Raw genomic sequence first — 13,267 nt, 5'->3', positions numbered from 1 at the left:
GATAGTGCGGATCTCCCGTGTGAAAGTAGGTAATCGTCAGGCTCCTCATGCAGCAACAAAAACCCCACCCCCAAACAGGTGGGGTTTTTGCGTTTCTGCAGCATTGGGCGCGAGAAAACACGACGTCAACGCATCCATTAGCGTCAGGCACGTTATAAGCTTCGAAGGCTGTGATTCTGTCGGTAGAATGGCAACGCAAGGTTGTCCATGCCGAACGATTAGGCTGACCTCTGGAGCGCATATGAGAACGAGTCTGTTGATCGCCGCCGTGAGCGTCTCGCTGCTATTCGCAGCCTGCGGCAAGAAGAACGATGCGAGCGAGTCCAGTCTGGGCGACGCCATTTCCGCCGATATGAAAACAGATCGCGGGCTTCTGTGTCTGAATCGCAGTGGACGTGGCCCGTACACATTTCCATCGGCCTATACGAGTCGCGATCTCAACGAATATTCCGGCGCCGCGCTGCGTGAGCAACTCGCGGCGCTCGAAAAAAGCGGACTTATCGCGCGCTCCGCGGCGACGCCCGCCAATGCCAATGCCAAGCAAAATGGCATTGCATATAGCCTGACGGGCGAAGGGCAAAAGTACGCGGTTGAAACCACGCGTCCGGCTGGCGACCCGAACGCCACCAGCGATTCCCGTGTCTGGATGCTGTGCTACGCGCACGTCAAGCTCGACAAGGTCGTCAGTTGGACAGAGCCTGATCCCACCGCGCATCGTTCGGACGTCACCTACACCTATAAGCTCGATAATCCCGCGTCGTGGGTCGACGACCGCGACATCAAGCGCGCTTTCCCCGACCTGACCGCCGCCGATCGCGAAGCGGGCGAGACCAAGCTGCACGTCACGCTCGAACAGCGTACCGATGGCTGGGTGCGCGTGGATTGAGGAACTTCGCGCAAGCCAGGCCGAGCGACGACGCGCCCTCGGGTCCGCCACGCATGTCCGATGTAGCGGCGCTCGCGGGCGTCTCGAAAATGACGGTATCGCGCGTGCTCGCGGGACACAGCGTTGCCCTGGCGACTCGTGAGCGCGTGCAGAAAGCCATCGAAGAACTCGGCTATGTAGCGGATGCCGCCGCCGGTGCGCTTTCATCCGGGCGGTCGGAATTCGTTGCCGTGCTCGTGCCGTCGCTCGCAAGCTCCAACTTCTCCGATACGGTGCGCGGTCTGTCCGCGTCGCTCGAACCGCATGGCTTGCAACTGCTGATCGGCGATACCGACTACGACTTGCAGCGCGAAGAACGCATCGTGCGTTCGATGCTGCGTCATCAACCACGCGCCATCGCCCTAACCGGCTCGCGTCACACGGACGCTGCCCGCGTTTTGTTGCGCCGCTCAGGCGTGCCCGTCGTGGAAATGTGGGATGCGCCCGCCGAGCCAATTGATTCCGCCGTCGGTTTCTCCAACGTCAGCGCCGCGCGCGCGATGGTGCGCCATCTCGCGGAACGCGGCCATCAACGCATCGGATTTCTGGGTGGCGCGAGTGAGCTGGACAGGCGCGGCCTCGACCGGCTCAAGGGCTTTCGTTCGCAGATGAAGGCGTTCGGTCTCGACGATACCCGCGTCATCCGGCTAGGCGACTCGCCGATCACGATGAGCCACGGCGGCCCTGCAATGGCCGCGCTGCTCGAAGCATGGCCGGATACGCAAGCCGTGATGTGCGTGAGCGACATGTCCGCGTTCGGCGCGATAATGGAATGCCACAGGCGCGGGCTTCGCGTGCCGCAGCACATCGCCATTGCGGGCTTCGGCAACTTCGAAGTCGCCATGTGCTGCACGCCGTCGATCACAACCGTTTCCGTCGATGCTTACGGCATCGGTTCGCGCACGGGCGCGACGCTGCTCGAAGCGATCGAAGCGCGCGATCGCGGAGTGATGGAGGGCATGGGCAAGAAGGTACGCGTCGGTTATTCGGTATTGGCGCGCGAGAGTGCCTAGGCGCATTTCGAAGTAACTCGAACGCTGCGATAAACAACCCGCCCGTGTTACCGGTAACATAACGCAATCGAAAACCACGGAGACAACCCCATGCCCCAGCATCCAACTCGCCGTCTACGTAGCCAGGAATGGTTCGACGATCCCTCGCACGCCGACATGACCGCGCTCTATGTCGAGCGCTTCATGAACTACGGTCTTACGCGCGAGGAGCTGCAATCGGGCAGGCCGATCATCGGTATCGCTCAGACGGGTAGCGATCTTGCGCCATGCAATCGCCACCATATCGAGCTTGCCGAGCGCACGAAAGCCGGTATTCGCGATGCGGGCGGCATTCCCATGGAGTTCCCCGTGCATCCGCTCGCGGAGCAAAGCCGCCGTCCGACTGCCGCGCTCGATCGCAACCTGGCCTATCTCGGTCTCGTCGAAGTGTTGCACGGCTTCCCGCTCGATGGCGTCGTTCTCACGACCGGCTGTGACAAGACCACGCCCGCATGTCTGATGGCAGCGGCGACCGTCGATCTGCCGGCCATCGTGCTCTCAGGCGGGCCGATGCTCGACGGCTGGTACGAAGGCAAGCGCGTCGGCTCGGGCACGGTCATCTGGCATGCACGCAATCTGCTTGCGGCAGGCGAGATCGATTACGAAGGCTTCATGCAACTCACGACCGCATCGTCGCCGTCCATCGGCCATTGCAACACCATGGGCACCGCGCTCTCCATGAACAGCCTCGCCGAAGCGCTCGGCATGTCGCTGCCGACTTGCGCGAGCATTCCCGCCGCGTATCGCGAGCGCGGTCAGATGGCGTATGCGACGGGCAAGCGCATCGTCGACATGGTGCGCGAGGACTTGCGGCCATCGCAGATCATGACGCGTGAGGCTTTCGAGAACGCGATCGTCGTGGCGTCGGCGCTGGGTGCATCGACCAATTGCCCGCCGCATCTGATCGCGATTGCGCGTCATATCGGTATCGAATTGAGTCTGGAGGATTGGCAGCGTTATGGCGAAGACGTGCCGCTGATCGTGAACTGCATGCCTGCTGGAGAGTATCTCGGCGAGAGTTTTCATCGCTCGGGCGGGGTGCCGGCCGTGCTCAGGCAACTCGATGCGGCCGGTCTCATCGAGCGCGCGTGTCGGACTGTATCGGGCCGCAGCATCGGCGAAATCGCGGACGACGCGCCCGCCGCCGACCGCGAAGTCATCCGCACGGCCGACGATCCGCTCAAGCACGGCGCGGGCTTCATGGTGCTGTCGGGCAATTTCTTCGACAGCGCGATCATGAAGATGTCCGTGGTCGGCGAGGCCTTCACGAAGACCTATCTCAGCAAGCCGGGCGAAGAGAACGTGTTCGAAGCGCGCGCCATCGTTTTCGATGGACCGGAGGATTACCATCGGCGCATCAACGATCCCGCGTTGAACATCGACGAGCATTGCATTCTCGTGATTCGCGGCTGCGGCACGGTGGGTTATCCGGGCAGCGCGGAAGTGGTCAACATGGCGCCGCCTGCAGAAATGATCAAGCGCGGCGTCGATTCCCTGCCTTGTCTCGGCGACGGCAGGCAAAGCGGCACGTCGGCGAGTCCGTCCATTCTCAACATGTCGCCGGAAGCGGCCGTCGGCGGCGGTCTCGCGCTCTTGCGCACGGGCGACCGGATTCGCGTGGACCTGAATGCGCGTTCGGTGAACGTGCTGATCGAGGAAGGCGAACTCGAAAGCCGCCGCACGCATGCCGCGTTCGCCACGCCGCCCGCGCAAACGCCGTGGCAGGAGTTGTATCGGCAGACGGTGGGGCAGTTGTCGACGGGCGGGTGTCTCGAGCCCGCGACCTTGTATTTGAAGGTGATCGAGACGCGCGGCAATCCGCGTCATTCGCACTGAAGAGGAGACGCTCATGGCCTATGCAATCTATCCGAGCCTCGTAGACCGACATGTCGTCGTGACGGGCGGCGGCAGCGGAATTGGCGCATCCATCGTCGAGGCGTTCGCGAAGCAAGGGGCGCGCGTGTCGTTCATCGATGTCGCCGAAACCGACGCGCGCGAACTCGAACAGGCGCTCGCCAACGAGAAGCACGCGCCGAAGTTTTACCGTTGCGATCTGCGCGATACGGCCGCCATCGAAGCCATATTCGACGACATGATCGCGGCGGCGGGACCGCTCGATGCGCTCGTCAACAACGCCGCCAACGACGACCGCCATCGATGGGACGACGTGAGCGCCGCGTATTGGGACGAGCGCATGGCCGTGAATCTGCGGCATCAGTTCTTTTGCGCGCAGGCGGCGGCCAAGAGCATGCGCGCGAACCGGCGCGGCTCGATCATCAACATGGGTTCGATTTCGTGGCATCTCGCGCTGCCGGAACTCACGCTCTACATGACGGCGAAGGCGGCTATCGAAGGCCTCACGCGCGGATTGGCGCGCGATCTCGGCGCGCACGGCGTTCGCGTGAATACCGTGATTCCGGGCGCCGTGCGAACGCCGCGTCAGATGAAGCTGTGGCAGTCGCCCGACAGCGAGGCCGCGCTTCTTGCGCAGCAGTGTCTGCACGAGCGAATCGATCCGGAACACGTCGCGCGGATGGTGCTCTTTTTGGCATCCGACGATGCGGCGCGCTGCACGGGGCGCGATTATTTTGTCGATGCGGGATGGTTTGGAACCTGAGCGTTACGGCAAGGACGTTCCATGTGTCGTCTGCCCGTAACGTAACGTACACGGCACCTCACACCCGCGCGTCGCGCCCACGCATTGCACGCGGCGTCGCCTTCACCTTCGGCACGCTGCTGGTTTCGATGTAATGCTGCACGCGTTCGGCCGCGTCGTAGTAGCCGCGTTCATCGAGCCAATGCCAGACTGCCGCGAGGAAGAGCCCGAGGCCCGTATGGCCGCAATGGGCGATGAAATCCGCGACGCCTTCGGCCAGCGCGGCATCGCGCCCAGGCTCCTGCAGTGCGCTCGCCACGTGAGAGGCGCTGCGCGACACGAGCATGGCGTGCATCGAGAAAAGTTGCGGATTGAACGTGCGTGCAGCGTGACTGCGTTGTTTACTGCCCATCATCGGGCCCCCGGTTTCGAAAGTGCGGTGTACGGCGCGCTCGGTCCTGAACTGCTAGATGAGAAACGAGCGCGCGCCACCGATGGTCTATTTGGATTGTTCGTGACGCCTGTGCCGACGTTCGGAGCGGTTTATTGCAAGAAGCGGGCCTACTTTGTCGATTTCGTTGTCCCGCCTTGTGGGATAAGGCAGACGAATACATGCGGCTTCATCCAGACAGCACCTGCCGGAGCGAAAAGACAAATTTTTCTACATTCCGTAGAATCAATTGCCCGGCGTGCTTAATTCATAGCGAAGCCTAAGAAGCCGCCAACCGCGCATGGCCTGGCCTCAAGCCCGCTGCGCTCAACCGGTCAACTCATGCGCCGTATCCTTGCGAGTCTGTTCGATGCAGGACATCATGGCCCGCGCGCCGTCGTATGTGCCTTCGCCATGCTGGCCGGCTGCTCCGGCAACACGGTCGCGCAGAGCGAGGAGGCAGCGAGCGCGAGCACCGCGAAGACCGATGCGCAAACCCAGCCGCAGCCGTTGCATCACGCGAAGCACACCGCGTCCGGTTTCGAGAACGACTACGGCCAGTTGCCGCACGAGTCGCTTCTGAAGTGGCGCTGGGAGCGCTTGCGGCAGGGTCTGCCCAAGCCGCCCGCGAACGGCTATCGATTTCCGATGGCGCATCCCGACATCGCCTGGCTCAAGGCCAATCGCACGGAGAACACGCTCACGTGGATCGGCCACGCGAGCGCGCTGCTGCAAATCAACGGCGTGAACATCCTCGCCGATCCGGTGTTCTCCGAACGCGCGTCGCCGTTCTCGTTCGCGGGTCCGAAGCGCAAAACGCCGCCCGGTCTCACACTCGACGAGTTGCCGCACATCGATATCGTGCTGATTTCGCATAATCACTACGACCATCTGGATAAGGCGAGCGTCGAAGCGCTCAACCGGCAGGCGGGCGGCCCGCCGCGCTTTCTGGTGCCGCTCGGCGTGAAGAAGTGGATGAACGACGACGGCATCCAGAACGCGGAAGAACTCGACTGGAGCGACGAAACCCATGTTGCCGGCCTCGATATCTGGTTCGTGCCGAGCCAGCACTGGTCGGCGCGCACGCCCTTCGATCGCGCGGAAACGCTGTGGGGCGGCTGGGTGGTGAAAACGCCGGCGGGCGCGGCGCATCCGTTTTCGTTTTACTTCGCGGGCGACACGGGCTATTCGCCGGACTTTCGCGATATCGGCGCGCGCTTCGGCGGCTTCGACCTTGCGCTCATTCCCATCGGCGCGTACGACCCGCGCTGGTTCATGCACGGCCAGCACGTCGACCCCGAAGAAGCCGTGCGGATCTTCCAGGACGTGCAGGCGAAGAAGGCGATCGGCATCCACTGGGGCACGTTCGAACTCACCGACGAGCCGCTCGACGAGCCGCCGCGCCGGCTCGCCGATGCCGTGCGCCGCGCGGGCCTGCCCGCCGATTCCTTCACCGTGCTCAAACACGGCGAAATGATCCGTCTCGATTCCTCCCCCTCAAGCGCCGCCGCAATCAGCCGTTAACCCAGTCAACTGCACTGGCATATACCGTGCATGGTGCGTGGGACGCCGCGCGCAGTCAGAACGCGCGCGCCGCAAACGATTCAATGCTCGTGACGCCTTCCGACGCGGTTTCATACGGTCCGCGCCGATCGATTACACATGAGGGTTCATCGCGTGAAGCATCTGTCCATCCGGCATCGCATACTGGCGAGTTTCGGCGTCATTCTCTTCCTGATGCTGGTCATGGCCGCGCTGTCCTATACGCTGCTCGGCGGTATCGACCGCGAGGCGAAAAGCCTCGAAGAAGATTCGATGGTCGGTCTTTCGCTGTCCAACGATCTGCGCGCGGCCTGGCTCGAAAGCTACGCCGTGACGCAACGCCTGGTCTTCGCCGATAGCGACGAGGCACTCATTCGCCGCGATAGCGACCGTCTGACACAAACGCGCGCGACGCTCGACAAGCTCATCGAGGACTACGCGCCGACGGTCCACGAAGAAGACGAGCGCCGCATCTTCGACGAATTCAGGCATCAGCGCGCGCTCTACGCGCCACTGCAGGACGAAGCGCTGCGCGGTCTCATCGATTCGAAACAAGCCGGCGCCACGGTGTTCAACACGCGCCTGACGCCAGTCTGGGAAGCGGGGCAAAACGCGGCGCGCGCGCTCGTCGACTACAACGAGGCGAGCAACGCGAGTTCGGTCAAGAGCATCCGTCATTCGGTGGGCAAGTCGGAGACGACGCTCGTCGTCATCATGCTGGTGGCGTTGGCCACGGCCGCCGTGCTCGGCTTTCTGCTAATGCGCGCGCTGACCGTGCCGATGCTGCGTCTCGTCGATGTCGTCGACAAGATGCGTACGGGCGATTTCACGCAGCGGCTCGACCTCGCGCGCGCCGATGAGTTCGGCACGCTCGAAGCGGGTTTCAACCGCATGACCGACGAACTCACGGGGCTCGTCGGGCAGGCGCAGAAGTCTGCGCTGCAAGTGACGACATCGGTCTCCGAAATCGCCGCCACCGCACGCGAGCAGCAAGCGACCGCGAGCGAGACTGCCGCAACCACGACGGAAATCGGCGCGACGTCACGCGAGATCTTCGCGACGGCGCGCGATCTCGTACGCACGATGAATGAAGTGTCGGGCGTCGCGGAGCAGTCGGCGACGCTCGCGGGCACGGGTCACGCCGGACTCACGCGCATGGAGGAAACCATGCGGCACGTGATGGAAGCGGCCGGTTCGGTGAACGGCAAGCTCGCGATCCTCAACGAGAAGGCGGGCAACATCAATCAGGTCGTCGCGACCATCACGAAGGTGGCGGATCAGACGAACCTGCTTTCGCTGAACGCGGCCATAGAAGCGGAAAAAGCCGGCGAATACGGGCGCGGCTTCGCGGTGGTGGCCACCGAGATTCGGCGTCTTGCGGATCAAACCGCGGTCGCGACCTTCGATATCGAACAAATGGTCAAGGAGATTCAGTCTTCCGTCGCGGCGGGCGTGATGGGCATGGACAAGTTCTCGGAGGAAGTGCGGCGGGGCATGCTCGACGTGCAGCAAGTGGGCGGGCAACTGTCGCAGATCATCCATCAAGTGCAGACGCTTGCGCCGCGCGTGTCGATGGTCAACGAAGGCATGCAGACGCAGGCAGCCGGCGCGGACCAGATTTCTCAGGCGCTCTCGCAATTGTCGGAAGCCGCGCAGCAGACGGCGGAGTCGTTGCGTCAATCGACTCAGGCCATCGACGACCTGACGCATGTCGCCAACGGTCTGCGCACCGGCGTATCGCGCTTCAAGGTGGCCGCGTAAAGCGGCGCGCGCCATGCTCTTCGTCCAGTTCACGCTCGGCTCCGATCGCTATCTGCTCGACAGCGCGCAGATCGAGCGCATGTTGCCGCTCGCGCCGTTGAAGGCGCTGCCCGGCGCGCCGGAGTGGGTTGCGGGCCTGTTCGATTACGAAGACGCGCCCGTGCCCGTGATCGATGTCGCGGCGCTGGCGCTCGGGCGCGCGTCGCGCGAACGCTTGTCGACGCGGCTCGCGCTCGTCGCATACAAGCGCGACGGCGCGCACGATTCGACGACGCATCGACTGGGTCTCGTGCTCGAACAGGCAACCCGAACCGTCAAGCTCGATACCGCCGCGTTCGCCGATGCGGGCATCGACACGCCGCACGCACGCTATCTCGGTCCCGTCGCGCGCGATGAAGCAGGCCTGCTGCAATGGGTGCGCATGGAACATTTGTTGCCGCTCGACGTGCAGGCGTTGCTCTTTGCCGAGAGCACATCATGAACGAAGACAACACGCGCCGCTTTACCGAGCTGCTGCATCGGACGATCGGGCTCGACGCCGAGTCTATCGGCACGAACGCGGTAATGCGCGCGGTGCGCGAGCGCTTCGATGCATCGCGCGCGGTGACGCTCGACGACTACTACCACGCCGTATCGAACGATCCCGCGCTGATGCAGGAACTGATCGAAGCGGTCGTCGTGCCGGAAACGTGGTTCTTTCGCGATCCCGAGGTCTATACGGCGCTCGCGCGGCTTGCGCGCATTCGTTTGTCGGAGCGCCCTTCGAACAAAGTGCGCGTGCTGAGCCTGCCCTGCTCGATGGGCGAGGAAGCCTACTCGGTGGCGATGGCCTTGAGCGATGCAGGCATCGCGGCGGACCGCTTCGTCATCGAGGCTATCGACGTAAGCGAACGCGCGTTGTCGCATGCGCGCCGCGCGCACTATGGACGCAATGCGTTTCGTGGCCGCGCGCTGGGTTTTCGTGACCGGCATTTTCGCGCGACCGAAGACGGCTGGCAGCTCGACGAGCGCATGGCGCGCTGTGTGCGCTTCACGCAAGCCAATCTGTTTCAACTCGATGCGCGCATGTTCGAACGCTTCGACTTCATTCTGTGCCGCAACGTGCTGATCTACTTCGATCGCGAGACGCAGAGCGCCGCGTTGCGCGTGCTCGACAGCTTGCTGGCCGACGGCGGCATGCTCTTCATCGGACCTGCTGAAACGGGTCTCCTGATGCGCGAAGGCATGAGTCCCGCGAACATTCCGCTGGCTTTCGCGTTCAGAAGGCCCGAGCGCGAGATCGTGAATGCCGCTCCTCCGATAAAGCCCGCGGCATCCGGCGAATTCGTCATGCCTGCATGGGCGCGAGGCGCTACGCGTGTGGACTCGTCGAAGGTATCCGTGTCGAAGCCGATGGCGTTTGCAGCGCCTGCAATGGCGTTGCATCGAACCTCGACACCGGTGAGCGTCAATCCGGCGTTGGCGCCGGCCTCGACGCCAACGCCAACGTCAACGCCAACGCTCGCGCAAGCCCACGCTCTCGCCGATGCCGGTTCGCTGATCGAAGCCGAATCCATCGCGCGCGGGTGGTTGCACAAGCACCCGGCAAGCGCGGATGCGTACTATCTGCTCGGCGTGATCGCCGATGCCCGCAACGCGCACGACGAATCGCGCGCGCATTATCGCCGCGCGCTTTATCTCGATCCGACGCATCGCGAAGCGCTTACGCATCTTGCCGCGCTGCTTCAACTCGATGGCGACACGGACCGCGCGCGCATCATGCTGGCTCGCGCCGAACGCAGCGCCGAGAGCGCGCGATGAACGCCCGCACGCCGCTCATTCCCGATGTCATCGACGACTGCTGGAACCGCATCGGCGTGCGCGGCGACGGCTCGTGTCCGAAGCTCGAACGTTACGTGCATTGCCGCAATTGCCCGGTCCATGAGTCGGCGGCGGCGCGCGTGCTCGATCGTGTCGATGCGGTTTCGGTCGTCGAGCGCTTCAAGGGCGACGCAAAACGAACGCGCGACGCAGCCGATGCCGTTTCGTATCTCGTGTTTCGCATTGGCGGCGAATGGCTCGGCTTGCCGACCGCGTGTTGTGCGCAGGTCGCGCAACTTCGGCCGGTGCATACGTTGCCGCATCGGCGTAACCGCGCGGTGCTCGGCGTCGTGAACGTGCGTGGACGTTTGCTGGTATGCGTGTCGCTGGCGCGTCTCTTCGGCATCGAGGAAAGCGTGGCGAAAGCGGTTTCGAAATCGCAAGTTGTCGATGCACGCGAACTCGGCCGTCTGCTCGTCGTTCAGCGGCGTCGGGATGACGCGCACGCGGATGGCGAAGGGCCGCTCGCTTTTCCCGTCGATGCCGTCGATGGCGTGCATCGCTTTTCGGCCGCGCGTTTGCAGCCGGTGCCCGCGACGCTCGCGCAACGTCATGCGTCGCATACGCAGGCGCTTGCGCCGTTCAAGGATACGACCGTCGGCTTGCTCGATGCCGAACGTCTCATCGACAGTCTCGACGGGAGTCTCGGATGACGAGTGCCGATCCCGGACGCCGCTCGCTGCTCGACCTGTTTCAGGAGGAAGCGCGCGCGCAGGCGCAGATTCTTTCCGATGGCCTTATCGCGCTGGAACGCGCGCCGAACGATCCGGTCACGCTCGAAGCGTGCATGCGCGCGGCGCATTCGCTTAAGGGCGCGGCGCGCATCGTCGGTGTGCCGGTCGGCGTGACGCTCGCGCATGTGATGGAGGACTGCTTCGTCGCGGCGCAGGAAGCGCGCGTGACGCTCGATGCGGTCTATATCGACATGCTCTTGTGCGGCGTGGATATGATCGTGCGGATCGGTCAGGCGGAAGAAATCGACGCGCAGACGACGCTGGAAAGCGAGGTGAATGCGTTTGTCGAGGGGTTGAATGCGCGTTTGGTGGGTGATTCGGATGGATCGCGCGAGTTGGCGTTGGCAACGTCCACGGCGGGTGAGACGGACATGCTTCACCTAGGCGCAACGTATGATGTTTCGTCGCGCGATCGTGCAAACGATGGGCCTCGTTCGCACGCACCGCATCATACGCATTCCGCAATGCGTTCGAACGAAGCTCACGCGCTTCACGCAAGCGATGAATCGAATCTCACATCGCGTTCTGACGAAGCCCACACGCTGCGCGCAAGCGCCGAAACGCATCGTCTACGAGCGTCGCAAGAAGCATCCCGCCCAACCGAAGCCCGCATGCTTCGCGTGCGCGCCGAAACTCTCGACCGCCTGTTGAGTCACTCCGGCGAGACGCTCGTCGAATCGCGCTGGCTCAAGCCTTTCTCGCAATCGATGCTGCGCGTGAAGCGCATTCAGCACGACGCGAGCCGCGCGCTCGAACGCCTGCACGACACCTTCGCCGACAGCGCGCCACTCGACGCGCGCGCACAGGCCGCGCTCGACGTAGCCCGGCGCCTGACGAACGAAGCGCACCGGCAACTGAGCGAGCGGCTCGCCGAACTCGAAAACTACGACCGCCGCTCGACGCATCTCGCGCAACAAATCTACGACGAAGCGCTCGCTTGCCGCATGCGTCCCTTCGTCGATGCAACCGGCGGCTTTGCGCGCATGGTCCGCGACGTGGCACGCTCGCTCGGCAAGGAAGTACGCCTCGTGATCGCCGGCGAAACCACGCAAGTGGACCGCGATATCCTCGACTTGCTCGACGCGCCGCTCGGCCATTTGCTGCGCAATGCGGTCGATCACGGCATCGAAGCGCTATCGCTGAGACGCGCGCTCGGCAAGCCGGAAATCGGCACTATCACGCTCGAGGCACGGCATAGCGCGGGCGCGCTTTTCATCAGCGTATCCGACGATGGCGGCGGTATCGACCTCGATGCATTGCGCCGCACCGTCGTGCACAAACGCCCTGCTAGCGAAGACACGGCCGTGCGACTTTCCGAGGCGGAACTGCTCGAATTCCTCTTTCTGCCGGGCTTCACCATGCGCGACGCCGTCACCGATGTATCCGGCCGCGGCGTCGGGCTCGACGCCGTGCAAGACGTCGTGAGGCAAGTGCGCGGCAGTCTGCGCGTGACGCAGGATGCCCACGCCGGCACGCGCTTCGTGCTGCAGTTGCCGATCACGCTGTCGGTCATTCGCAGCCTGATCGTCGAAGTCGCGGGCGAACCCTATGGCTTGCCGCTTGCGCATGTCGTGCGCACGCTCGTGCTGCCGGTGAACGCTATCGATACGCTCGAAGGTCAGCAGCATTTCGCCTTCGACGGCAAGCGGCTGGGTCTTGTGACGGCGCATCAAATCTTGCAGACGCCGAGCTTCGAAGCCGCGAACGACGCGCTCGATGTCGTCGTGATCGGGCAGGGCGCGTCGAGTTACGGCATTGTCGTGGACCGCTTTCTCGGCGAACGCATGCTCGTCGTGCAACCGCTCGACAAACGGCTCGGCAAGGTGCGCAACATCGCGGCGGGCGCGTTGATGGAAAACGGCGACCCGCTGCTCATCGCCGATCTCGACGACTGGCTGCGCTCCGTCGAAAAGCTCGTCGCGGGCGGCGAACTCGGCCGTGTCGATAGAAGCACGTCACACACGACGACAGCAAGCGCGAAACGTGTGCTCGTGGTCGACGATTCACTCACCGTGCGTGAGCTCGAACGCAAGCTGCTTGCATCACGCGGCTACGACGTCGCCATCGCGGTGGACGGCATGGACGGCTGGAACGCGGTGCGCGGCGAGCACTTCGATCTCGTCATCACGGATATCGACATGCCGCGTCTCGACGGCATCGAGCTCGTGACGCTCATCAAACGCGACGCGCAACTTGCGCGCACGCCCGTGATGATTGTGTCGTACAAGGACCGGGCGGAAGATCGCCAGCGCGGTCTCGATGCGGGCGCGGATTACTATCTCGCCAAGGGCAGTTTTCACGATCAGGCGCTGCTCGACGCGGTGCGCGATCTCATCGGCGAGGCGAAGCCATGACCACGGAGCGCGC

General features: G+C 63.7%; 11 protein-coding genes. 10 read left to right on the top strand and 1 reads right to left on the bottom strand.

What is annotated here, in order from left to right; genetic code table 11:
* Positions 1-241: 241 nt before the first annotated feature.
* From QCE79_RS29505 to QCE79_RS29490, 4 genes are all read left to right on the top strand, one after another.
* Positions 242-886 (top strand): hypothetical protein, encoded by a 645-nt coding sequence (locus QCE79_RS29505; protein ID WP_250466566.1) that lies wholly within the window; start codon positions 242-244, stop codon positions 884-886.
* A gap of 53 nt (positions 887-939) precedes the next feature.
* Positions 940-1,938 (top strand): LacI family DNA-binding transcriptional regulator, encoded by a 999-nt coding sequence (locus tag QCE79_RS29500; protein ID WP_309849995.1) that lies wholly within the window; start codon positions 940-942, stop codon positions 1,936-1,938.
* A gap of 90 nt (positions 1,939-2,028) precedes the next feature.
* Positions 2,029-3,813, top strand: a complete 1,785-nt coding sequence (locus tag QCE79_RS29495) for an IlvD/Edd family dehydratase (protein WP_250466567.1) — start codon at positions 2,029-2,031, stop codon at positions 3,811-3,813.
* A gap of 13 nt (positions 3,814-3,826) precedes the next feature.
* Positions 3,827-4,594 carry an SDR family oxidoreductase gene (locus QCE79_RS29490; RefSeq protein WP_309849989.1) on the top strand — a complete coding sequence of 256 codons (768 nt, stop codon included), beginning with the start codon at positions 3,827-3,829 and terminating at the stop codon, positions 4,592-4,594.
* Between the two features lie 58 nt (positions 4,595-4,652).
* On the opposite strand, the gene QCE79_RS29485 is transcribed toward QCE79_RS29490, so the two are convergent.
* Complete coding sequence (locus QCE79_RS29485) at positions 4,653-4,988, bottom strand: hypothetical protein (protein ID WP_244828716.1); 336 nt, start codon at positions 4,986-4,988, stop codon at positions 4,653-4,655.
* 429 nt (positions 4,989-5,417) lie between these two features.
* Here QCE79_RS29485 and QCE79_RS29480 point away from each other — a divergent pair, with 429 nt between their 5' ends.
* The 6 genes from QCE79_RS29480 to QCE79_RS29455 all read left to right on the top strand — a co-directional run bounded on the left by QCE79_RS29480 (position 5,418) and on the right by QCE79_RS29455 (position 13,254).
* Positions 5,418-6,527 carry an MBL fold metallo-hydrolase gene (locus tag QCE79_RS29480; protein ID WP_404989447.1) on the top strand — a complete coding sequence of 370 codons (1,110 nt, stop codon included), beginning with the start codon at positions 5,418-5,420 and terminating at the stop codon, positions 6,525-6,527.
* 138 nt (positions 6,528-6,665) lie between these two features.
* Positions 6,666-8,306: a methyl-accepting chemotaxis protein gene (locus tag QCE79_RS29475; protein ID WP_309849982.1), complete on the top strand. Its 1,641-nt coding sequence runs from the start codon at positions 6,666-6,668 to the stop codon at positions 8,304-8,306.
* Positions 8,307-8,319: 13 nt separating this feature from the next.
* A complete protein-coding gene (locus QCE79_RS29470) occupies positions 8,320-8,787 on the top strand; it encodes a chemotaxis protein CheW (RefSeq protein ID WP_244828713.1) in 468 nt (155 codons plus the stop codon).
* Positions 8,784-10,106, top strand: coding sequence for a CheR family methyltransferase (locus QCE79_RS29465; protein ID WP_309849979.1), 1,323 nt, complete (start codon positions 8,784-8,786; stop codon positions 10,104-10,106). Before QCE79_RS29470 ends, QCE79_RS29465 begins: the two co-directional genes overlap by 4 nt.
* Entirely contained in the window at positions 10,103-10,819 is a 717-nt protein-coding gene (locus tag QCE79_RS29460) for a chemotaxis protein CheW (RefSeq protein WP_244828711.1), read from the top strand. The genes QCE79_RS29465 and QCE79_RS29460 overlap by 4 nt, the downstream gene beginning before the upstream one ends.
* The gene (locus tag QCE79_RS29455) at positions 10,816-13,254 is read left to right on the top strand and encodes a hybrid sensor histidine kinase/response regulator (protein ID WP_309849975.1); all 2,439 of its coding nucleotides are present in this window, start codon (positions 10,816-10,818) and stop codon (positions 13,252-13,254) included. The genes QCE79_RS29460 and QCE79_RS29455 overlap by 4 nt, the downstream gene beginning before the upstream one ends.
* Positions 13,255-13,267 lie beyond the last annotated feature (13 nt).

This window comes from Caballeronia sp. LZ003, assembly GCF_031451465.1.
Classification (GTDB): domain Bacteria; phylum Pseudomonadota; class Gammaproteobacteria; order Burkholderiales; family Burkholderiaceae; genus Caballeronia.
The sequence above is the reverse complement of the archived record's forward strand: the minus strand, read 5'-3'. Positions and strand labels throughout refer to the sequence as shown.